This is a genomic window from Agromyces subbeticus DSM 16689 (assembly GCF_000421565.1).
Classification (GTDB): Bacteria; Actinomycetota; Actinomycetes; order Actinomycetales; family Microbacteriaceae; genus Agromyces; species Agromyces subbeticus.
This window is the reverse complement of record NZ_ATXG01000008.1, coordinates 1-22548: the sequence shown is the minus strand read 5'-3', so window position 1 is coordinate 22548 and position 22548 is coordinate 1. Positions and strand designations below refer to the sequence as shown.

The 22548-nt window shown below is 65.5% G+C and carries 22 protein-coding genes; 7 read left to right on the top strand and 15 right to left on the bottom strand.

The features are described from left to right. Positions 1–113 precede the first annotated feature (113 nt). The 6 genes from H521_RS0111990 to H521_RS0111965 all read right to left on the bottom strand — a co-directional run bounded on the left by H521_RS0111990 (position 114) and on the right by H521_RS0111965 (position 7263). On the bottom strand, positions 114–1331 hold the full coding sequence (locus tag H521_RS0111990) for a hypothetical protein (protein ID WP_022893265.1): 1218 nt from the start codon (positions 1329–1331) through the stop codon (positions 114–116). A gap of 198 nt (positions 1332–1529) precedes the next feature. Further along, a complete protein-coding gene (locus tag H521_RS0111985; RefSeq protein ID WP_022893264.1) occupies positions 1530–2531 on the bottom strand; it encodes a hypothetical protein in 1002 nt (333 codons plus the stop codon). 48 nt (positions 2532–2579) lie between these two features. Then, the gene (locus H521_RS0111980) at positions 2580–3719 is read right to left on the bottom strand and encodes a Fic family protein (protein ID WP_211215506.1); all 1140 of its coding nucleotides are present in this window, start codon (positions 3717–3719) and stop codon (positions 2580–2582) included. 304 nt (positions 3720–4023) lie between these two features. After that, positions 4024–4542, bottom strand: coding sequence for a hypothetical protein (locus H521_RS0111975; protein WP_022893262.1), 519 nt, complete (start codon positions 4540–4542; stop codon positions 4024–4026). A gap of 81 nt (positions 4543–4623) precedes the next feature. Then, positions 4624–6306 (bottom strand): FtsK/SpoIIIE domain-containing protein, encoded by a 1683-nt coding sequence (locus tag H521_RS0111970; protein WP_022893261.1) that lies wholly within the window; start codon positions 6304–6306, stop codon positions 4624–4626. 18 nt (positions 6307–6324) lie between these two features. Further along, on the bottom strand, positions 6325–7263 hold the full coding sequence (locus H521_RS0111965; protein ID WP_156891408.1) for a hypothetical protein: 939 nt from the start codon (positions 7261–7263) through the stop codon (positions 6325–6327). A 626-nt stretch (positions 7264–7889) separates the two neighbouring features. Here H521_RS0111965 and H521_RS0111960 point away from each other — a divergent pair. The 6 genes from H521_RS0111960 (at position 7890) to H521_RS0111930 (ending at position 13777) form a co-directional block, all read left to right on the top strand. Next, positions 7890–9644 (top strand): PD-(D/E)XK nuclease family protein, encoded by a 1755-nt coding sequence (locus tag H521_RS0111960; protein WP_084512316.1) that lies wholly within the window; start codon positions 7890–7892, stop codon positions 9642–9644. Positions 9645–9656: 12 nt separating this feature from the next. Continuing rightward, positions 9657–10163, top strand: coding sequence for a hypothetical protein (locus tag H521_RS0111955; protein WP_022893258.1), 507 nt, complete (start codon positions 9657–9659; stop codon positions 10161–10163). Positions 10164–10291: 128 nt separating this feature from the next. Further along, on the top strand, positions 10292–10597 hold the full coding sequence (locus H521_RS0111950) for a glutaredoxin family protein (RefSeq protein ID WP_022893257.1): 306 nt from the start codon (positions 10292–10294) through the stop codon (positions 10595–10597). Positions 10598–11093: 496 nt separating this feature from the next. Next, positions 11094–12575, top strand: a complete 1482-nt coding sequence (locus tag H521_RS0111940; protein WP_022893255.1) for a UvrD-helicase domain-containing protein — start codon at positions 11094–11096, stop codon at positions 12573–12575. A 207-nt stretch (positions 12576–12782) separates the two neighbouring features. Continuing rightward, the gene (locus tag H521_RS0111935; protein ID WP_022893254.1) at positions 12783–13244 is read left to right on the top strand and encodes a hypothetical protein; all 462 of its coding nucleotides are present in this window, start codon (positions 12783–12785) and stop codon (positions 13242–13244) included. Positions 13245–13426: 182 nt separating this feature from the next. Then, positions 13427–13777, top strand: a complete 351-nt coding sequence (locus H521_RS0111930) for a hypothetical protein (protein ID WP_022893253.1) — start codon at positions 13427–13429, stop codon at positions 13775–13777. 323 nt (positions 13778–14100) lie between these two features. Here H521_RS0111930 and H521_RS23085 read toward each other — a convergent pair whose 3' ends face one another. The 6 genes from H521_RS23085 to H521_RS0111900 form a co-directional block, all read right to left on the bottom strand. Next, positions 14101–15120, bottom strand: coding sequence for an ArdC-like ssDNA-binding domain-containing protein (locus H521_RS23085; protein ID WP_022893252.1), 1020 nt, complete (start codon positions 15118–15120; stop codon positions 14101–14103). Positions 15121–15420: 300 nt separating this feature from the next. Further along, complete coding sequence (locus tag H521_RS0111920) at positions 15421–15648, bottom strand: hypothetical protein (RefSeq protein WP_022893251.1); 228 nt, start codon at positions 15646–15648, stop codon at positions 15421–15423. Next, positions 15645–15914: a hypothetical protein gene (locus tag H521_RS0111915; protein ID WP_211215505.1), complete on the bottom strand. Its 270-nt coding sequence runs from the start codon at positions 15912–15914 to the stop codon at positions 15645–15647. Before H521_RS0111915 ends, H521_RS0111920 begins: the two co-directional genes overlap by 4 nt. A 10-nt stretch (positions 15915–15924) precedes the next feature. Then, positions 15925–16440, bottom strand: coding sequence for a hypothetical protein (locus tag H521_RS0111910; protein WP_022893249.1), 516 nt, complete (start codon positions 16438–16440; stop codon positions 15925–15927). Then, positions 16437–16943 (bottom strand): DUF7239 family protein, encoded by a 507-nt coding sequence (locus H521_RS0111905; protein ID WP_022893248.1) that lies wholly within the window; start codon positions 16941–16943, stop codon positions 16437–16439. The genes H521_RS0111910 and H521_RS0111905 overlap by 4 nt, the downstream gene beginning before the upstream one ends. A 373-nt stretch (positions 16944–17316) precedes the next feature. Continuing rightward, the gene (locus tag H521_RS0111900) at positions 17317–18093 is read right to left on the bottom strand and encodes a metal-dependent hydrolase (protein ID WP_169513990.1); all 777 of its coding nucleotides are present in this window, start codon (positions 18091–18093) and stop codon (positions 17317–17319) included. Positions 18094–18209: 116 nt separating this feature from the next. Between H521_RS0111900 and H521_RS23080 the strand changes: the two genes are divergently transcribed. After that, positions 18210–18956, top strand: coding sequence for a class E sortase (locus tag H521_RS23080; RefSeq protein ID WP_084512313.1), 747 nt, complete (start codon positions 18210–18212; stop codon positions 18954–18956). 15 nt (positions 18957–18971) lie between these two features. Here H521_RS23080 and H521_RS26675 read toward each other — a convergent pair whose 3' ends face one another. The 3 genes from H521_RS26675 to H521_RS0111880 all read right to left on the bottom strand — a co-directional run bounded on the left by H521_RS26675 (position 18972) and on the right by H521_RS0111880 (position 22121). Further along, positions 18972–19232, bottom strand: coding sequence for an HNH endonuclease signature motif containing protein (locus H521_RS26675; protein ID WP_425393594.1), 261 nt, complete (start codon positions 19230–19232; stop codon positions 18972–18974). 244 nt (positions 19233–19476) lie between these two features. Further along, the gene (locus tag H521_RS0111885; protein ID WP_156891404.1) at positions 19477–20346 is read right to left on the bottom strand and encodes a hypothetical protein; all 870 of its coding nucleotides are present in this window, start codon (positions 20344–20346) and stop codon (positions 19477–19479) included. 101 nt (positions 20347–20447) lie between these two features. After that, complete coding sequence (locus H521_RS0111880; RefSeq protein WP_022893243.1) at positions 20448–22121, bottom strand: HAD domain-containing protein; 1674 nt, start codon at positions 22119–22121, stop codon at positions 20448–20450. Positions 22122–22548: the final 427 nt, after the last annotated feature.

Below are 22548 nucleotides of genomic sequence, written 5' to 3'. Positions count from 1 at the left end.
GAAATCACCCCGATCGACGGCTCCGACTCCGGGATCTGTTGCCTTGGAAACGCGGAACCGCGCCCCCCTCAAATCGGATCAAGGAGGCGCGGTTCGGGTCGATCAGCGGGCTGTCACCAGTCCTCGCCGATCGGGTCGGTCGGGCATTGCCAGTCGGCCTTCCATGAATTGCCGTCCCAGTACTGGTTCACGACGCTTGCTCCAGTCGGGACGCCGCCACCGGTGTTCGTGCCGTACTGGCCCGAATGACAAGTGCCGTAGTAGGAGATCGAGGGCTTCGGCGGGATGTCACCGCCACTGTTGCCACCCGAGGATCCGCCAGAGTCGCCGCCATCCGACGAGCCACCCGAGTCGCCGCCCCCGTTGTACGACGGGTTCTGGCGAACCTCCCCGGTGCTCGGATCGGTGTACGTGGCCTCGCCAGCCTCCTGCGCGGCCTTCAGCGCTGCCTCGGCCGCCTTCTGAGCCTCGGCAGTAGTGTGCGAGTTCTTCAGCGCCGCGACCGCAGTCGCGTAGGTCGTCAGGGACTCGGCCACGTCGCCAGCGGACGGCTTCTTCTCTGCGGCGGCCTTGACCGCCGCGGTCGCAGTGTTGGTGGTCGCGTCCTTCTCCGCCTGGCCAGCCGACGGGTTCGCGTTCACCTGAGCGATTGCGAGGTCACCGAGACCCGCAGACAGGGCGATGATCGTCTCGTCCACCGCGGTGATTGCATCCGTGAGGTTCGCGGCGAGGGCGAGCTGCTCCTCGGCCGACTCGATTTCAGCCGAAGTACCCTTCTCGGCGACCGCAGTGCGCGCGTCAAGCTTCTCGATGCTGAACGCGGTCGTGGAAGTCTTGTCGACTTTCACTTGGGAGCCGGACTCGACCAGGAGCTTCTCAGCGGCCAGGTCGACTGCAGCGTCGGCAGCAGCCTTGTCGGTCGCCTCCTGCAGAGCCGCGACCGCGGAGTTCAGCTCGTCGAGCTTCGTCTGGTCGACGAGGCCAGTGAGAGCGTGCGCCAGCGCAGCGCTGGCGGTGTGTGACTCGGCGGCGGCGGTGAACGCTGCTGCCAGGTCGCCGGTCGCGCTCGCGTCAGCGGAGATGGCAGCTCGCAGCTCGGCCACGGCGCTCGCGTAGCGATCCTTCGCGGCCTGCTCCTGCATCGCGCTCGCTCCGGCGAACCCGGCAGCGGTGCCGCCCACGATCAGCGCGAGGGCGAGGCCAGCAGCGATACCGATCTTGGCCGGCTTCGGGATGCGGGCGAAGAAGGAAGCGCCCTTCGTTTCGGGAGTCTCCACCTCAGCGGCGGCGCTGTCGGCGCCTTCAGCGCTCTCTGTGTTGTCGGTGCTCATGGGATGTCTCCTGGAATTATGGACCAGGTAGGCATCGCGCAGCGAACGCCACCCCGGTCTTTGGGGTGGGATGGTCGAGGACTTTCCGTCGACCCGCGTTGCTGTCGACTGCTATATGCGCGGCATCCGTTGCCGCTAGTGCCGTGCTCGACCACCTCACACTGAAGAGATGCCGGTCCGGCCGAATCGTGACGTGATCTAGACAACCGACTTCGTGGCACGTGCCCGAGCCGCCAGATTCTGCCGTGAGGGTGCCTCGCTAGGGTCGCGATGGCGCGACGGGCAACGGTGCGCGGTGCCGGCAGAGTAGAAGCGGCTGCACTTCTCGCACGAGGCGATCTCGGTTCGCGTCTGGCCCTTCACGATCGCGTTGTACGCCTGGCCGGGATGCTTCGCACCGCGCACGGCCTCGAATTTCTGCATCGAAACCTTGTAGCCGTACGAGCGGGATCCGATCTTCACGAGCATCGAACCGCTGCCGCGGTCGTAGCCGACGCCGGAAATGAACGAGGACCGCTCGGTCGGGTCGATCTTCGTGCCGCCGGCCGCGAACCGGGCCCGACGTCGCTCCAGGAGATTGCCGACCTGCGCGAGCGCACGGGACGGGCGACGCGCCTCGAGCACCGCGGATACCGCCTCTGTGACGTACGCCTTCTCCTGCTCGCCGAACCCGAGACCGGACACCGACCACTCGTGCTTCCCATGACGGGTGACCCGTACCCATCCGGAGACGGTACCGCCGGGGAACTCGGCGGAGACAGGTACATCGAAAGTACGCCCGTGCTGCTCGTCGGCGAACCGCTTGAGCGAGGTCACCGACGGCATGCGGAGCGTCACGCCGGCTCCCGCGTACGCCATTCGGTGAGTGCGCCGATTCCCGCTGATCGAGTGGCCGGACGTCATCGATGGGGTGTAGTCGTCGGGCATTTGCGGGTAGCCAGCGCCCACCTGCTGGTACTCGGCGCGGACGAAGTGCGTATCCCACCACTGACCTCGGCCCTCCGAGGATGCCGGCGCGTCGAGCGCACGGCCGGCCATCGGGCTCACGTACCCGCCGTTCTCGAGCGCTGTGCGCCGGACGTCGCGCTCCTCGAGGGTTCGGCCGCTTGGACCGAGCGAGATGGTGGATTCGCCTCGCGGCTCCTGCGCGAACTGGCCGCCGATCGGCTGGCCAGCGGGCTGACGCTTCTGAGTGCTCATGCACCGCATAAGCGCGGCGGCAAAGCCGGGACTGCAGGTTGAGTGGCGCTACGTTCGGCGGCTGCGGTCGGCGAACGCGTCGAGGTTCGCGATGATTTCGCGCGCGACCCAGATGCGGTTGCGCTGCTTCGAGTTGCCCTGAACGAGGATGTCGCGCTGGACCAGCGTGTCGATGGCCGTGAAGATAGCGCGCCCGGACTGAGGGAGCCTGTCCTGGATGAGCCGTGAGTTCAGGACAGGATGCTCGACCGCAAGGTCGGCGATGCGGCGGGCAACGGCGTCCGAGCGGATCCCTTGCATCTTCTCCTCCCAGGCGCCCCTCGTGGACTGGATGTCGCGTACGAGCTGTCGTCCATTCACGACGGCGAGAACCGCGCCGTCTGCGAACACCTCCACGATCGGCCCATAGTCGCCGCGGCGGAAGCTGCCCAGAGCGTCGAAGTACCGGTCGCGCTGCTGGAGGATGCCGGCCGAGATCGGTACAGTCACGGACCGCGTCAGGCCCGACCGGCGGAGAGCTGCCTGTACCAGCGCGCGACCGGTGCGGCCATTGCCGTCGGGGAACGGGTGGATCGTCTCGAACTGCGCGTGCGCGACGGCGATGCTCGCCAGCGGAATCGCCGACGGCCGCAGCGAGTAGTCAATCATGTCGTCCAGCGCGGCTTCGACCCGGGTGTGGTGCGGCGGGATGAAGTCGGCGCCGTGCGGAGAGTAGTTCGTGAGGTTGCCGCCGCCGATCCAGACCTGCTCGGTGCGGTATCGGCCGACGATGGCAGGGTCCGTGCGCTCGAGGAGCTCCCTGTGCATGGCGATGATCGCGTCTTGGTTGAGGTCGTGCGCGACATTGAGGGCTGCCTCCATTGCGCGGACGTTACCGACGATCAGCGGGGCGTTCCCGTCGATTCGCTCGCCGAGCTCGGCCTCGGCGATGGCCCTGGCGCCGCTCGTGAGGTTCTCGATCTGGGAGCTCGAGGCGGACTCGCTCCGCAGGAGGATCGATGCGAACGGGGCAGTGATCGAGCCCACCTCGGTGTCGAAGCGGAGGAGCTGCTGCTGCGCATTCTGCACGGCGTCCGCGAGATCCCCCGGAAGCGTGAGCTGCAGGTCAGCGATCCGCGGAGTGACGGCGGCCCCATACGGCCGCGTGATGCGATCTCGAGTGCTCACCGGCAACGCGTCGAGTGGCACGGTCGGCTCCCAGGGGCGCTCCTCGTAGGTGACGGCAGTCGTCACCGCCGCGGGCAGCGACGCGGTCGACTCAGACCGGTCTCGGGCGGCGAACTCGCCCCCGGCCGGCTGGCCCTTCGGCCTCCTCGGCTGGACCATCTGCATCCTTCACTTCCTCGCGGTATTAGTGAATAATAGAAGCATAACATTCACTAAAACTAGAGGCAGGTGAATGTTCACCCGAGGGTCTTGACGGCGACACCATCGAACGACCGCGCCCCGCAGCCGATCACCGACTACGGGACGAGGTCGAGGTACTGCCTGGCTACGCGTGCCCGAGGAAGGTGATCGCGCCGAGTTCGTCGAGGCTGCGCAGCAGCGAAGTCTCCGTCGCCGGGTCGATCCAGCCGAGATTGCCCTCCGGCGCGGGGCGCTCCGTGAACGGGGCGTAGTCGGTGCGCACGAGGATGAGCGGCACCGTGTGGTCCCAGGTCGGGAAATCTGCGACGAATGTCTCGCGGTCGCTGAAGATCGCGGTGAGCGTCTCCTCGGTCTCGGTTGCCGGGTCGAACTTCTGCTCCTCAGTGAGCGCGGCCGCGATCCCCGCCTGCAGTTGGGCGGCCAGGGAGGCGGCGGCGTCGCGGCGTGCGACGAGCGCGCGGTCGTGACCCTCGTCGCTGTCGTCGATCTGGTCGTAGCCGTCGATGAGGTGGCTGACGAGCTCGGTCGCAGTGTCGGCGAAGACAGTGTGCTCAGCGGTCGTCATCGCGAGCGGCCAAGGCGTGCCGTCCGCGCGCGCGGGCAGGCCCGCCGACAGGTCATCGGTGGTGGTCAGGGTGGTCATGGTCGATCCAATCTCTCGGGGCCGAAAATTTGCCCTCGCCTAGTCCTATGCAGCAGGTGGTCCAACAGGTGTGGATTCGTCTCAGTGGCCGGTCTCGGCGGCCTTCAGTGCCTGAGCGGCGGCCGCTGCTCCCTTCAGCCTCGGCGCCGGCGCATCACGCCCGTCCTGACCGAACCCGCCCTCATCGAACCGCGAAGTCTGGCGCACGTCGGCGCTGCGGTCGTCGAGCGACGGTGTATAGCGAGCGATCTCCGTGGGGGTCGGGGCAGGACGGTCTGTTCTCGACACCCCGAGCTTGGCGAGCCATTTCGCGTAGTCGGTGGTCGAGGCGTAGTAACTCTTGAAGACCGCGGCCTTCTGCCCTTCGAACTCGGTTACGCCGACACCGCGGCCGGAGCCCGACTCGTCTGACCGGATGTTGTCGGGCACCTTCGGCGCAGCGAGGGAGTCAGAGAGGGACATCTTCCGGTTGTTATCGGTCGGGTTCGTCCCGAGCAGCATCTTGTTCGCGAGGTTCAGCCGGATCGCGGTGGACACACCGGTCGTCGTCGACGAGACCTGGGAGCTCAGCACGAGCTTGATTCCGACGAATCGGAGCTCAGCGGCGGCCTTCGCGATCTTCGACTCGAGGACCGCCTTGTGGAGGTTCACCTCCTGCGGCTCGATGACGAGCTCGTGGTCCTTCGGCAGACCGCGAGGCACCGCCTCCTGCATGAAGAGTCCGGTGACCTCGTCAACCACGGCAAAGATGTCCGGAGGGCGCAGCCGCGCTGGGAGCTCAACGATCTTCGTGACCCTGTGCTCAGCGAGCAGCGCCGCGCGTCGACCGCCCTCCTCGTAGAGCATCGACATCGTCGCCACGGACGCCTTCAGCGAGTCACACCCCCATCCGCCAGGGCGGACGTAGGGCTTGCACCAGAGGAAGTCGACGGACTTGCTCGGCAGGTCGACGACGACGAGTTCCATACCCCGCGCGAGCGCGCCTGCGATCATCGCGTTCAACCCAACCGTTTTCCCAGACCCGCTGGTACCCGAGACCTGGGAGTGCGGCGCGGCGTCGAGGTCGAGGTACTGGATCGGCCCGGGCTCCTTGCCCTTGCCGAGCTGGACGCCGATCGGAAGGCGAGCGTCGCCTGCGGTGATCTTCGCGCCGAACGGGTACTTGATCGCGGCGGGGAAGCTGGGCGGCTCGGCCGGAATTATCGAAGCGGTGAGCTTCTGCGAATTGGTTACGACGTACCAGCCGGGGGAGCCGATGTCATTCTCGACCGTGTCCAACAGCTTCTCGTCGTGCTTCGACGATGAGTAACGGTTTGGCAGGATGAGGTCGAAGCCACCGTCCACGCGGTCGCGGATCTGGACCTCCCACGGCTTCACGCCGAGGACGTTCGCGATCGCTCCTCGTGCACGGATCGTCTCGGGCCGCAGCTTCGACATCACCGCTGTGCCGAGATACGGCTCGAAGCGCGTGAGGACGTAGCCATCGTACTGGGCCTCGTATTTCGTCGCGATCCGGTCGCCGTCGGCGGGCTTCGAACCCTTCGGCAGGGACACGTCGAGGGTGTCGGCAATCTTCTGCGATCGGGTGACCTCGGCGACGTTCGTCTGGCGCTCGAAGATCGCGACGCGTTCTGCAGGGTCGATGTGAGAGAGCTCCCACCCGGCGCCATGCTTGTCGGTGACCTTTCGCTCCATGGCCCGGACATGCCGGTCGGCGTCGAACTCCTTCGGGAGCTTCACGGAGATTCGCTGGATGCGGTTCATCACGGATCCTCGGGTGGGTCAGGCGGGGGCGCCGGCCGGCTGCTCGGCGGCGACCTTGCTGAACTGGTCGACGAACGACCAGTAGTCGTCACGGATGCCGTAGAGAGCCTCGGTGAACTCGTTGACGGGGCCGGCCATGATCGCCGCAGCGCTGAGTCCGGGCGCGCCGAGCTCCTCGTCGATACGGTCCCAGGTTGACTCGGGCGACTTGCCGTCCTCACCAGCGGGCACCTCGCTGAGGATGCCCTTCGCGAGTCCGACGACCCACCGGGCCTCCTTGGCGATCGTGGCCGTGTCGGCGTTCGCCTGGATGTCGTTGCTCACCGTGGCGATGAGGCTGTCGGCCATGATCGCCCACGAGGCGGGCTGCAGCTGGGGGATGAGGCCGGATGCGACCTCGAACGCCCAGTGCTCGTCCTCGCCGTCGGCGGCGAAGGCGTCGCTGATGTCGATCCGGTCGAGGTCCGCATCGGGCTCACCGTTCAGCCACTCCTCGACTCGGGCGAGGTCGACGCTGTTGTCGATGTCGAGTCCGACGGTGTCGAGCACGTCAAGCCAGGTGCCGGTCGCGGTGTCGTAGAGACCGGTAGCGGTCACCTCGAGCGCGACGCGGACGGCCCACTCGGCATCCGTCTCGAGCGTGTACCCGCGGGGGTCGTCGTCGCTCGCGATCCGGTATCGGAGGGCGACACGGTCGGGCAGCCACATGAACGGGTGCCACATGAACTCGGGGTGGACAGTCGAGGGCCAGCGGCGGCCGGTGCGCTCGTCGCCGTGCACGGTTCGGATCGGCAGGGGCACAGCTACGAGCGGGGTGGTGTGGATGAAGTCGCCGGGCAGGCCGGTCGCGTCAACCATGTCGGTGAAACGGGTCGCAACGTCCCACGCGTTTGAAGCGACTATGAGCCGCTCACCCGGTTCGGTGAGGAACGGGCGTCGTCGGTAGGTGCTGGTCATGTCCGGTCTCCGTCTGTGATCGCCGCCCGGAGGCGGTACATGCGTTCACAGGTGCCAATGCGGCGAAACTGCAAGCGGCGACCGGCACAGTTGCCGACATCAGGATTGGAACACTTTAGAACACTCGACTTTTCGCGTTGATCTGGGGTTTCGCGGTTCGGCACAGTTTGGGGGTCAAGGGGTGTATTTCTGCTGTTCCGGCGAAGTTCCGCGGAATCATGCGGATCTGGGGGTTTTGGAACAGAAGAACACCGTTTCACCCCGGACAGGACCTATATAGAGAGAAGTGGGGTGTTGTATATGGGTGCTCTGAGGGGGATATGCAACCCCTTCTCTCTTATATATATATGTCTCGGAATGTTCCACTAATACTTACTTACTTATAGGGGCCTCTTGCCCAGCAACGGCGCGGGTTTTGCCGGATCACTTTTCACTTCTGAAAAGTGATCTAGTGTTCCGGAAATGGTGTTCCAGCGCCCAACTTCCGCGTGATTCCGCGGATTCTGCCGTTCCGTTCGGCTTCAGAAAAGTGTTCCGGTGACAGCCTGAGCCCCGCCGCCGCCTCAACTTCCGCGTGATTCCGCGGGATATCCGACGCCTGGCCACTGTGAACTGGCGCCGCGCATATGCCTGATGTGACCGAATCGAAGACATCCACGTCCTTGCTCCCCGGTACCGCGTGGACCAAGGGCGGCCTGACCATTACCGAGGCGGCCCTCGGCAAGAAGCTCCGGAGGCGTGAGCTCAGCCCGTCGATGTCCTTCGCGCTCGACGGATGCGGCGCCTCGATGGCTGCCGACCGGCTCATGCCGCGCGAGGAACTCGCGTTCGGAGCGAACTCACTCGGCACCGCCGCGCACGCTGTCCTCGAGACGCTCTTCAGTGGCGAGCCTCACGCGCGTACCCGAGACACGGTGGCCGCGATCACCTCCCGCCTCCAAGACGACGACGGCTTCCGGACCGAGATGCTCGGCGAGATCCTCTCAGGCAACGTCGCCGCGCTAGAAGTTGAACATCGCGAGCGCTGGTACGTCGAAGTCCACACTCGCGCCGTCGGCATCTTCGAAGTCGAGGACCCGACCACGGTCGAGGTCTACGCGAACGAGCTCGCGATCGGCGGCTGGAACTGGGCGGAGAAGCGACCGAACGAGCTGAAGGCGTCCATCAAAGGCATCCCTTTCAGCGGAAAAGTCGACCGAATCGAGGTTGTCCGCGATGAGGCGGGCGAGATCATCGGCCTGATCGTCACCGACTACAAGTTCGGGAAGTTCAAGGATCCGGAGGAGGAGTCGAAGAAGTACCGAAGGCCGGTCGAGGACGACCACGGCGACCAAGTGCGCGACTACCGCGTTGTCGTCGAGGCCGTCACCGGACTCCCCGTCATCGGCGGGAAGCTCATCTACGTGGCGGAGGGCAAGATCCGCGACATCGATCTTTCCGACGAAGCAGTCGCGAAGTCCAGCCGGCGGTTCAGGAACTCTGCTCAGACCATGCATCGGTATGCCGATAACGACCTCTTCGAGGTGTCCGTCAGCCCGCTTTGCGGATGGTGCAGCCTTGTGAACTCGTGTCCCGCCGCGCAAGACGCTGGGAAGGAAGACCTCACTGACACGGTAAAGGTGCCCAGCCCCGGCGGCCGCACCAAGCGAGTGGTCGACCCGAACCTCGTAAAGACCGCCCCGTCGAGGGTCGACCTCGGTATCCCGACGGTGAAGAAGCCCGCGCCTGCCCTGCCGTCGTTCCAGAGGCCCACCGACACGCAGAAGCCAGCCAAGCCGGCGAAGCCCGTGAAGCGGAAGCGCGGAGACCATGAAGCCGACGCCGCGATCGCGCAGCGCGAGGCCGAGCTCACCGCCGTCGAACACCAGCGAACCCAGGTCTCCGCTGAAGCCGCGGCCGCCGCGCATATCCCGGTCGAGCACACAGCAGATCAGGAGAACACCGTGACCCTCATGGAAGACAAGCCGTGGAACCCCACCGCCGGCGGCACACTGAACCCGAACTCGTATGCAGCCACCGCCGTGTTCTGGGTCGTGCAATACGCCGCTGAACTGGTGGTCGCTGCGGGCTACGAGCCGACGAAGAAGAACGTCCGCGCACTCTCGTCCACGCTCGCGCAGGTAGTCATCAGCAGTCAGCGAAAGCTAACCGGAGAGACCGGGTGGGAGGACGGCGCGAACCACCGCATGCGGGACTCCCTGCGAACGGCGATCCGCGTCCACCCGCTGCCGTTCGGCAAGCCCATCGAGGCGTGGGAGGAATGGATCGACGACGCGACCACGCTCACCGAGACGATCACCGACACCGCCATCGGCCTGTTCAAGGCCAAGAAGTTCCGCGCTGAAGCGTACGCCCCGCTGACCGAAGCCCCCACCAAGTAGATCGGAATCACCATGAGCGACATCAATCAGCAGGTCATCCTCGCCGCCTTCCAGGCAGCTGGCCCGCAGCCCGCGCCCGGCCCCGCGCCCGATGACAAGAGCTTCGACCCCGTCACCGAGTGGAAGCAGAAGGTCCGACGCCTCATCCGCGAGTTCACGATCGCCCTAGGCGACAGCTCGGCCGAGCAGAAGACCATCACGAGCGTCAGCGGCCCGAACACGAAGGTCTTCCGCTCGACGATCGTCCGGGTCTCGCTGGAGAAGAGCTCCAAGCGCGCGATCATCAGCCTGAAGGGCCGCCCCACCGAGCAGAACCCGAGCGGTGAGGAGCAGGTCCGCACCGAGCGCACCGACAACGTTGACGGCATGTCGATGGCCCGCCTCGCACGGTCGCTGAAGGGACACGACGTGACGCTGTGGGTGGAGATCGAGCAGATGGCGAAGGACCCGAACAAGAAGGTCCGCATCCTCCGCCACCTCGAGGACAACGGTGTCGCCGAGACCGAAGGCGCCGACTGATCGATGAAGTACGGCCGCCGCACCTGACCTGCCGGTGCGGCGGCCGAACCATTTTCAGGCGGGAGTCGCCGCCCTTATCTGGGATGGCCCACACAATTGGCGCCCGACACTAACCGAGGAGCATCTCCATGGCGACAACCGTCACGATGTACACGAAGCCCGACTGCGTCCAATGCACAGGGACCTATCGCCATTTCGAGAGCAAGGGCATCAAGCCTGACTCGGATCACGCCGATTTCGTCGTGCGGGACGCGTTTGAGGACAAGGACGCCTACGACTTCCTCATGGAGTCGGGCCTTCGCCAGATGCCCGTACTCATGGTCGACGACCTCGAATCCGGTGAATCCCAGCAGTGGACTGGGTTCAACCCGTCGAAGATCGAAGAGGCCGCCGCACTGCTCATCGCGCAGCGCGAAACGCTCGTCAACGCGTGAGCCGGCAGGAGCCCAGCACCATCCCCGGCGCCGTACCTCGAATCGACCGACCGGAGCCCAAGCGGCTCCACGCGAAAGCACTTCACGTCGAGATCACGGCATTGCTCGACTCCGACACTGACCGCATCGCGTGTTTCCGAAGACGGCTGAAGCTGAGGCCTTCGGCACCTCCAGCGCGTGATCCTCAGAGCCGCACGGCCGAGGGCGGCGACTTCGACTTGGACATCGAGCTCCTCTTCGCTCCCTCCAGCGATGCAACCGTGGTCAGCCGAGCCGAGGCCAGATTCTTCGTCGCGAGCGGGGTCATCGTAGTACTCGCCCTAGCCGCCGCGCTGATCATCATCGGGTCGACCATCGTCCCGGCTGTTCATGCCGTCGGGTGCTCGATCATGCCTTCGTCATCACTCTGCGATGAGCGAGCCCGCGAACAACCGACGCCGCGCATATAAGAGCTGGCCGCCACGAACGACGGCACTCCGGAAGAGAAGGACTATCCATGAAGCCGACCGATGAGCAGCAGGCCGCGATCGACGCTTACCGCAGTGGAAGCAACGTCGTCCTCGAAGCAGGCGCCGGCACCGGAAAGACGACGGCGCTGAAGCTCATCGCCCGGTCAACTCCGAAGCGCCGAGGCCTGTACCTCGCGTTCAACAAGTCGGTCGCGACCGAGGCACAGCGCACGTTCGAGGGTACTGGCGTGCTGGCGAAGACTGCCCACTCGCTCGCGTTCCGCGAGTTCGGCTCGCCGCGTCGGGACCGCCTCAGCGGCCGCATGCCGATCTGGGAGAAGCAGCGCTACCTCGGCGTCCGGAACCTCCCCGTCGCGATCCCGGGATCGGCCCTGTCGGCGATCCCCGCACCGATCGTGATGTCGATGGTGCAGGAGACGGTGAACCAGTTCTGCAAGTCAGGCAAGAAGCGGATCGTCGCCGACCACGTATCGATGCACCCGCGGCTTCTCGGCCTCGGCGCCACCGATGCGCACCTCGAGCAGATCACCCCGGCCATCATGCGGTTCGCGCAGGCGTACTGGGACGACGTCGTCGACCTCGACGGCGGCCTCCCGGTCGACCACGACCACTACCTGAAGTTGTGGGCGCTCTCGAAGCCGCAGCTCGACGTCGACTTCATCCTCTTCGACGAGGCTCAGGACGCGGACACTCTCATGGTCGATGTCGTCCGCCGGCAGAAGCACGCCCAGGTCATCTCCGTCGGCGACCGATGCCAGGCGATCTACGGCTGGCGCGGTGCAACCGACGCTCTCGACCGCTTCGGCGGCGACCGTCTCCGGCTCACCCAGGCGTTCCGCTTCGGCGACGCGATCGCAGGTGAGGCAAACGTCTGGCTGGAGTTGCTCGGCAGCGACCTCCGCCTGCGGGGGCTCGAAGGCGCCCGCTCGTCGGTCCACCGCGACAAGCACTCGCACCGAGCGCCGGACGCGATCCTCTGCCGTACGAACGCTGGCGTCATCGTCGAGCTCATGCGCGCGCACGAGACGGGCGTCTCCGTCGCCATCGCGGGGGAGAGCCGCGCGAACCAGATCCGCTCACTCGCGGCCGCGGCGCTCGACCTCCTCAGTGGCCAGCCGACCCGGCATCCCGACCTCTGCATGTTCACCACGTGGGGTGCGGTCGTCGAATACTCGGAGACCGAAGACGGTGCCGACCTCGCCCCGCTCGTCGGCATCATCAACACCTACGGCGCCCCGGCGATCCTCGCCGCGATCGACTCGTGCGTGCCCGCCGATCAGGCCGAGCTCGTCGTCGCGACGGGGCACGTCGCAAAGGGACTCGAGTGGCGGCACGTCCGCATCTCCGAGGAGGACTGGCGCGAGCCCGGCCGCGACGAAGACGGCAACCAGAAGCCGCTCCAGAAATCCGAGGCCATGCTCGCGTACGTCGCCGTCACGCGCGCGAAGCGGCACCTCGACGCGAAGGCGCTCTCCTGGGTCCACACGTTCACCGGCGGGTTCGTCTGATGTACACGTGGGCTTGGAACGTGCTCTGCATCGTCGGCCTACATCGTTGGTGCCCTGCCCGATGGGACGTCATGGGAGGGCGCGCAACGTGCGTCTGCGACTCCGAGAAGCATCACAACCGCAAGCACACAGGCACGTTCGAGGAGATCTGAGCGCCGTCGCCATCAGCAGCCGTCGAGAAGATGATCACAACGGAAGGATCGACCAATGCTCATCATCCAACTCTTCAAGAGCATCCTGAATGCAGCGTCCCCGTATCGCTCGTCCGGTGATTCGCGCATTCTTGGCTCGATCAGTGCACTCGCCTCTGAGACCAGGTGGCGGTTCTGGGTGCGACAGCCACTGACGATCGCCTCTCAGCTCATCGCAGCAACGCTGCTGAGCCGCGGTGCCGACGCCATGATGTGGCTCGCCAACCTCAACCAGAACGCTCTCAAGGCAGCGGACGATTGGAACGCTGCCGGCCTCGGCAGCATCGTCGTGGCTGCAATGCTGACCTCCACCCTTCTGAACATGGAGGCGTTCGTTCGACTCGGTGTGTGGATCATGGCGGGACTCGTGAGAATCCCCGCCATTCAGGCCAAGCAGCTCACCGCGATCTTCCTGGTCGACAGGTGGATGGAATCTCGAGGCGGGTCGCGTCCTGACCCTGAGCGGGATTCACGGTAGCGATCCTTGCCGAGGAGCCGGGCACGGGGAGGAGCCCAGGCTGACAACGTTGAGGTATTCGACTCAATCCCGATCCACGGTCCGTGTTGAGATCCGGTGAGGGGCTGTTGGCCTGAATGTGATCCGTGCCGCGCATATCCCGACTGCACGGGCGAGTCATCGCCCCACCGGAAGGGGACACCATGCACACGACCATCGCGCCGGCGGTGACCGCCAAGCTGACAGATGCCGCGCGCCATGCCGCTGACTTTGACGTGCGCATCGACATAGACCCGGCAAACCGAGACCAGGTCCTCGTTAGCGTGAGTCCCGTCCACACGATCGACGGCCCGTCCGGCGCTGAGCGGCACACGAACACCTGCATTGGCACCGAGCCGATCGTCATCCTCGCTCCCGAAGCCTTCGACGGCCGCGGCGGCTGGGCAAGCGCGCCGCTGGTGCTCATGGATACCGACACCCCGATCGAGGTCGTCGACGCCGTGCTCACGGCGGTATCTCGCGGGAGCTTCGGCCACTGGGTCGATGCGGTCTGAGCTCAGCGGTGACACGGGCCTACCGATGATAACGGTAGGCACCAGCTCGCGGCGCGGGCGGCGGAGGTTGGTCTGGCAGATGGCGAACCTGCCGCAGGGTATTCGGTGACCAACCATCACCGTCAACGTCAGGAGCCAGAGATGGATCCCATCGCGATCACCCGCGCCCTCACTTGCATCGCCTCCGTCATCCAGGCCGCCCGGCAAATCGGACCGCTCATCGTCCAGGCGATCCGGCAAGCCCGTTCCCCTCGTCGAGGGTCTCCGCGTCCGCGCGAGAGGCGGCCGCCACCGGAAGTGACGACCGCCGTGCTGGGGTCGCCTCAGCTCTGATCCGCGAACGCGTTCCGCCACGAGCCGTTACCGAGAAGCTCGCGGACAACCGAAGAGACCTTCGTCGCCGACTCCTTGATGTGCTCCGGCTCCTTGCGGGACCAGCCGGCGACGTAGGTCGCAGAGACCTCGCCGACCTTCGTGCTCATGCCGTTCGAGCGGCAGAGGACGTACGCGATCGACTCGGCCTCGACTTCCATCGCGCCGCGGTGCCCTGCGTGCCCGGTGTGGTACTGGTCATGCCGCTCGATGTGGCCGGCCTTGATGTGCCCGAGCTCGTGCGCGAGCACCTCTGCTTCCGATCCTCGCGTGAGGCCAGTCTGGATGACGACGCGGTTGCTTCCGTCCACGGTCGTGAAGCCGGAGGCGCCCCCGGGGATGTCTTCGTAGCTGACGGTGAAGCCGGCGTCCTGGATCGCGTGCTGGAGGTCCTCCTTGAAACCTGCCGGCGGCGTCTCGCTGAGCTCGCGGACGATGTCGGGCAGTTCCTCGCCATCGGTTTGCGAGACGTCGAACACGGTGCCGGTGGTGAATCCGACCGTGATCGAGTCCTTGAGCGGCTTCCCGTTGTCGCCGAGAAGCACCTTGCCCTCGCCGTCCTTGCGGTCGACGCGGATGCGCTTGGGCACGAAGATCGCGATACCCTTCTCGCCCTTCCTCACCTGGCGGCCGAGCTCCTGCCACTTCTTGAACCCGGCGACGCGGGTCGCACCAGGACTCTGAACGGCGATGAGCAGCTGGTTCGACAGCGAATACCGATGGAACTGCGACATCGTGCGCAGGTACGCGTTCCAGTTCTCGTCATCGGCGAGATCCTCGACCTGCTTCTCGAGCTCGCCGTGGAAGGCCTGCATGTTCTGTTCCATCGTGTCGTAGCGGCGACGGAAGGCACTCTCCTCAGCGGGGGGCGCGGTCAGCCCTGTGGCCGACTCGCCTCGGGTCTCCTGGGCGAACTGACCGCCGATCGGCTGGCCCTTGGGCTGGCGGGTGCGCGGCGCAGTGATGCTCATGCCCGGGATAAGGGCGGCGCTGGCTCGGTGTGAGAGGGTCAAGCTTTCGCCGCACCTGGTTCTACACGGCCTGCTCAGAGACCTTGGCCTCAATGCGGCTTCGGATCTCGGAACCCCACGTATGCGGTGACCCGAAGCTGCCGGGGTCGGTCGCTTTCCGGAACTTCGCGTTCTCGCGGTGCGCGTGCCCGCCCCGATACACAGTCGCGGTTCGAACGCGCGAGACGGCGGCACCGCCCCGCACAGCAAAGCGGCCCCGCCCCGAAGAGCGAGAGCCGGGCCAGCGCGGACGCGGAGGCGTCAGTCGAACGTGATCCGCGAGCGAACAGCCCGCTCACGCGCCGCCGCGTATGCCGCCTCTTTCGCCTCCATGGCTTTTGCGCGGTGGCGAGCGTTCAACCAACCTGCCGCCGCCCCCAACGCCCAGAAGGCTCCCTTCGCGAACAATGCCACCACGAAGGCCGCTCCAACGACGAGCGCCAGGGTGTTCAATCGGTCGGCATTTTCAGCGGCCCACTCCGAGATCACTTCGCCCTCCGAACCGCGGTGTCAAGGCCGCCCCAGAAAACGTATAGCGTAGCCATCACAGCCACGACTGCCAGGCCGCCCAACAGTGCCAGTACCATCCACGATGGCCCGCCAAATGACTCAACGAGTCTTCCGATCAGCAACAGCGCGCCGGAGAACGAGTTCAGACCCCCGAGCGTGCGCACGAAACGATTGTGCGCGAGCAGCAGCACTGCGATCCCAGCCAGCACCGACAGGATCGCGAATGCGATAAGTGCTTCGTTCACGAAGCCGTTGCTATTGCCCATCAGCTGCCCCCATCTCGCGAAGCCGCCGCTCGTCTCGTCGTCCATGTGCTGCACGCTCTGCCTGAGCCGACTCAGCACGCAGCATCGAGGTGAACTCCTGCACAAGACGTTCCCGAAGCTCCAAATCCCTCGGCGGGACAAGTTTCGGCAGCACAGTCAAGAAGCCGTAGACGACCGCCGCGCCCACGAAGCCCGCCGTAAGGCTCCACCCCAGTCCAGACAAGCCTAAGTGCCCAGCGCCCAACATGGCGGCGAGGAAGCCTCCAACGGTGAGCAGCAGCCTGTAGAAGAAGAACGTCAATGCGCCGCGTGGTCGCATCGGCCACGGCAAATGCGGGCGCGTCTCGTACGGCATCATGTGCTCTCGGTCAAAGAACTCAGCGACCGCCGGACCACACTCCCTTTTGATCCGCGCATAGAGCGCCTCATGCTCAACCGCGGTGTCAGCGCCGCGCTCACGTCGCTGCTCATAGCGCGCGATCCGGTCAGGCAGATCGGTACTCATTGACCGCTCCCCGCCCCGTCGGCTTGGCCATTCGGTACAGGGTTGAGCGCTGACGTACCGCCTTCTAATGCGAGCAGCGGCGGCGCTAGAGTCTCTGGCACTGGCATGACGAAGGCGACCTCGACGACGTTCCCCAGGGCGGGCAATACCGCGATTTCGTTGCGCTCCCCGAGCAAGTGATCCCATGCGCCCATGCCCACAACTCGCAAGCGATACCGGTTCCCGAATTTCGCGAGCTGTACGTGCATCGCACCGCCGGTTACTCGGAAGATCACTTCCGAGCCATTCGGCACCACACGGACCAGACTCTCCCCGTGGCCGTTGCTCCCGATGTTGAGCGCAATCCGATCCTCCGATTCTATGGCCGCCTTCTCGACGGTGCCGCGAAGCAATCGCTCGGCCTCTCGGCGTAGCGCCTGCATGCGGCGTTGCGCCCACTTGGGCAGTCGGGATTCACGCTCGTCGGGGGCCTCGATTTCAAGCCAGTAGTCGCGCGGGCTCAAGGGCAGACCTCCTCTGCATGAAACGGTGCATCGTCGGGTTCAGGGTGGAGTCGCCCGTTGTGCCGGAGCGCATCACTCTTCGCAACCGCCCAGTATTTTCGGTTCGGCCCGCGCCACCCTTCGGGACACTCGTCGCACTCGGCGTGCGCGACATTGCGGTTGCCGTCTTCATCGGGGATCACGTCAGCGGCCAGGGTCGGCCTCCTCTGCAACGTCGGGGGTAATTTGGGACACGAAGAGTCGCTCCTCAGTCACGATCGTTGTCTTCCGGCATTCAGACCACTCGCGAGCCTCCAGGACGTCGTCGCCGGTGAGGTCCTGAGGACCTTGCTGGATGCGTTCAAGCTCATGCCGTGAATATGCGCGGCACCGGTCAGAGGATGTTCAACAGGTCAATGCCGAATCCGCGAAGGGTCTCGTGGATGGCCCCGTAGAGGACGTAGAGCGCGAGTGCGAAGCCGAGGATCATCTCGCGCGCGGAGCCGGTGTTGCCGAGCAAGGGGAGCGCGACGTACCCGTTCGGCATCCAGATGCTCGAGATGATGGGCATCTTCTGGAGCGCCTTCGGCGGCCGTGGTTTGATCGGCCACAGCAGGCCCGGCAGGCCTCCCGTCGTCAGGAAGTCTCCACCGAGGTGCGCGACGAATCCGAGGACGACGGCGATCGGGAACCACACGACGCTCGCGGGCACGAACATCGCGATGAGCAGCCCGAACACGGCGCCGACGATCCACGCCTTCAGCCACGACTTCACCAGGCCGCGAACCTTCAGTGCGAAGCAGATGAGCGCGGCGGAGCCGATGGCCGTGCCGAGCGAGATCGTGCCGATCACGTCCCAGGTGACGGTGAGGAAGGTGAGTGCCCACGCGCCGACGCCGACGATCGCCGCGGCGACGAGGGAGTGAGCGCCGTGCCGGTGCCCGCCGGAGATCCCTCCGACTGCGCCTGCAGCGACACGGCCGAGGACGGGGACGGAGTGGGCGATCGTCGCGTTGTGATGATCGGCGTCCGGCAGGAGCGCAGCTCCCGCACACACGCATGCACCAGCGATCACGCTGACGGGGGTGAGCGGATACGCGCCGGTCGTCAGGTACGGCATCGCCCCGGTCACGGCGACCCAGACTGCGGCGCCGCTGGTGGCATGGTTCACGCCCATCATGGAGGTGTCGGTCCTTCCTCACGGGCAATGGTCGCCCGATCCGACCTGCATATGCGCGGCGGACCCTCGCCGTTTCGTCGCCGCGCATATGCAGGTCGGAGGTGCGCATGGCAGAGAAGAATAGGCGCCGGATGAGCGGCTGGACGATCACCGCGATCGTGCTCGGTGCGATCGGGCTATCAGGGCTCGGTTACATGGCGTGGGTACTGTTCATCGGAGACGCGATCGCAGCATCAACGCAGGCTGACGAGGCGCGTCAGTTCTCCGGAACGCTGGCGTCATCGCGTCCTGAGGAGCCGGTCGAACGCGGTGTTGAGGGGATGCCGGTCACGCTGCCGGCATCCGGCGCAGGCGAGCCTCTCGGGGTGATGTTCGTGCCCCGGTTCGGCGAGAACTCGCAGCGCGTCATCGCTGAGGGCGTGAGCCAGTCGGACGTGCTCGATTCGGAGACGCTCGGCGTCGGCCACTATTCGAGTACCCAGCTCCCGGGGCAGGAGGGGAACTTCGTGATCTCCGGGCATCGTTCTGCGTATGGCGGCAGCATGCATGAGATCGAGCAGCTCCGACTCGGAGACCCGATCGTGATTCAGACCGCGCAGGGCTGGTACACCTATCGGTTCCGGAACTACATCTACGTCGACCCCGCACAGGTCGAGGTGCTGAACCCGCTCCCGAGCGTCGAGGGCCGCCTCGGCGATGTGTCCTACGTGACGCTCATCACCTGCAACCCGCTTTACTCGACCGATGAGCGGATAGTCGCGATCGGATCGCTCGAGTCCTGGCAGCCGCTGGAGGACGGCCCGCCGAAGGAGGTCGTTCCGACGTTCCCGGCCGTTTTCGCAGACAAACAGTGACGGCTCCGGGCCGTTTCACCTGAGAGTGCAGGTCTGGCACCACGAACCCCTGCCGAGGAATGGCCCGCAGCTGCCGAGCCTTGCGCAGCGGGCGAGCCGCCCACGTCGTGTGTTCTCCGCGACCGAAACGGATTCCAAGTGCGCTGGATTGCAGCACAAGGTGCTGCCACACCCCCGCGCTTGAACATGGTCGATCACGTCCCCGTGAGCAATCGGGCCGTTCGCCAGTTCATAGACCCATCGATGAACTCGCACCCGGCGTCCAAGTACGGACATCCGCCCGTACGGTCGCACAGGGTGTCCGTTGTTCTCGCCGGTCCAGATCCAACAGCCGCTGCTGACCTGGACACGGTCGCGAACGCACTCTGGAAGCTGCTCGAGGTTGAACACGACCGTGGCACCCTCCCGTCAAGCGCAACTCCGACGCTGCCGGAATTCTCTGGCAATTCTCACCCATCGTCCGCCGATCGGCTGAGCTGCGGGATGACGATAAGCGTTCATGCGCCAATTCCTTCTGAGCTCAGCGGATGACGAACCCGTGCCAGGGTCGGTCGTGGGTTTCGTCGGCTGGCTGGAGGAGGTGTTCCATCCCGAGTCGATCGGTCATGACCGTGTACTCGCGGAGCTGCTCCGCGAAGGGATTCTCCCAGCCGCCGTCAACCTGGCTGCTCCAGCAGACCCCGTTCGGCCCGCGGACCTCGTCGACTTCGAAGAGGATCTCGCCGTCGTCGGCACCGGCGTTCCAGACGGAGATTTCTGTCGCGTCGGGGAACTTGGAGAGCACGACGGCGATGCTTCCATCCCGTCCGAGTTCGAAGGTGCGCTGATTGAGCTCGCGAGCTTGCCGATCGACCTCTTCGACCTGCGCATCCACCCAGGCCGTCGCCCGCCGGTCGCGCCTGGTGACGGTCGTCGTCGCGGGATCATCGGATGACGGTGCGGTGAGGGTATAACTGAATTCGCCGTACTCGGGGCTCGGGGCTTCGTCGCGTGCATCGAAGGTGCGCCCGACGTCCTCATAGTCCTCGAAGGACCGGAGCTGCGAGCGGAGCGAGCTGCCGTGGGCGACCTCGTTGCCGTCCTCGTCGACGAGGCTGTCGATCTGGATGCCCATCGTCCCGTCGAACTGCTCGAGGTAGGTGAGGTGCACGGCCCGGGCCTCCGGGAACCGCTCGGCGGCCTCCTGTTCGAGCGAATCGAGCGCGGCCTGGTGCACTGCCTGGCGAGCGAGGTCCATCCGAGCCTCCGCCTCCTGGTACCTCGCGAGAGCAGCATCGGTCGCAGAGCTCGATGAAGTGGATGTTAGACCGACGCCGGACTCGGCGCGGTTGGCAGCGGCGAACTGGCCGCCGATCGGCTGACCGGGAGGCTGGCGGGTCTGAATGCTCATGCCACTGATAAGGGCGGCGGATAGCTAAAACGGGCAGGGGAGCGATCGTGCATGCCTCCCGGCCTGTCTTGGGGCAGCTGCTCATGCGTAATGCTGCGACATCAGGCGAACGGATCATCGTCGTCGACGTTCGGGTTCCCGGCTAGGGAGACGATCGTTGCTCGGTCAGTCGCTGGCGGCTCCGTCGGAGTTGGCTCGGTGCCGTGGGACCGCTCCGGCTCCTCCGCCGAGATCTCTTCAGCGAACGAAGACTGAATCGGGGCGCCGAGAAACGTAGCGATCCGGTCGACGTCTCCTGGTGTAAGTCCAACCGCGCTATCGGGGACGATGAGCTTGAGACGAACTCCATAGTGGTCGGCGATCTCGTGCGCGATCACGGAGTATCGCACGCCTATGTCGTCTTCGGCGTCGAGCAGGTCGTCAACCCACACGATTGACCGGATTCCGCGGTACCTGTCGAGGAGCCGCGACATCGCGTCTAGCTTCCACCAACCGCCGTCGCCCGAGCCGGGCAGCAGCGTTGCGGCCGCACGGGTACCGGCGATAGGCGCGAACACGACCTCAGCATTTGACTTCCAATCGGTCGCCCAAAGGACCGGAACCCCAATCGCATGCACCGCGCGGAGCATCTCAGGCGAGCACCAGGCGGCGCCGAAGGGAGAGTCGATGAGGTCACCGTCCGGCCATGTGTCGACGTTGCCACCGATCGGGCTGACCACCCCGTCAACGTCCAAGAGGATCGCGCTCAAGTCAATCGGCGGAGCATCCAAGATCGCCGCGCTCGCACGTATGCCGGCCGTATCTTTGCGCTTGGGCTCCGTACCAAGGCGCTGGCTCCGAACCGTGTCGACAGCCTCGTCATCGCCCTCAAAGTCGGACGTGACGAGTGCTCGTGCTTGTGTGTGTTCGTTCTCGCCTCGGCCGTCGAGATTGAGGTCGTCGAGGTCCAATTCGAACTCGAACTCCTCAAGCACCTCGACATCCGGCTCGCCCTCAAAGTCGGCGAACGGGTCCGAGGACGCCCCCGAATCCTGCGGTGCTGTGCCATCGGCGGTTAACGATCCACCGGCAGAAGTTTCCTGGAACGGAGCTATGTCGAGGAACTGATCGGCTCTGAGCTCAGGCACTCGCTTCTCCAGCTCCGCGGAGTACGTGTCCTGCTCGGCGTACCAGAACTGCGCGAGTTGAGGCGCCTCCATCGTTGATTCCCAGATGCAGCGGCCCTTCGGGACCTCATCGCCTAGGTCCGGGGCGCTTTCTGGATCCCGGAGTGCGCTCATACGCTCACCAGAGTTCGCCTTGCCAAGCAGAATCCTCGCCATGTTCGTCTTGAGGTCGCGAACCTCATCGTCGAGGACGGCGGCGATGAGCTTCTGCGTCATGAGGAACAGGTGCACGTCACCGGACCGGGCCTCTGCCGCAATGCGGCCCGACAGGAACGCGATGTCCTTCTTCGCGTTGAATTCAGCCCACTTCGCCATGCGCCGTGCTTCGCGCTCCGGTTCATCCTCAGGCTGTCGGGGCGGCTGTTTGCCGGCCATGATGACCCCGAGGAACTCATCGATGAACACGACAATCGTGCGTGGGCGCACCGCGCTTGGCAGATCACGGCAGGAGCCGACTCCGTACTCCGCGTTCAACCGCGCGCGCTTTTGCACCTCCGCATAGATCGCTCTCATCGTGGCGGCCGCCTCGTGGAGCGAGGTGACGAACGCGATCGACCGGGACTTCGCGAACTTGAAATCCGCGCCATGCTTTTGCGTGTCGATGATCACTGTGTCGGCACGATTTGAGAGCGCCGCGTAGACGAGTCCTTGCGCTGACGCGGTCTTCCCGGCGCCACTCGTGCCGAACAGGCCTAGGGCATGTCTGACAAGTGCTTTGCCCAGACAATGCCAGCGTGGAGGACGGCGGCCGCATCCGGTTGGTCTCCTGCCATACACCGGGGCCTTCATTGGCCGTGCTTTACTTTCGCCTGTGGACACACCTGAACTTGCCGCCCTGGTCCCAGGCTTCATGGCTCGGCATCCGGGGCAAGAGTGGACGCTGACGTCGGGGAAGGGCGCGGGCGAGGACCTCGTAGTCACCCTGTCTCCTGTGACCGCCCCTGAGCGGATTGCGACAGCCCGGGTCTACGCGGGGGCCGAGGTCTTCCTCTTCGACTTCTCCGGTCACAGCAGCGCCGACTTTGCATACGACGAC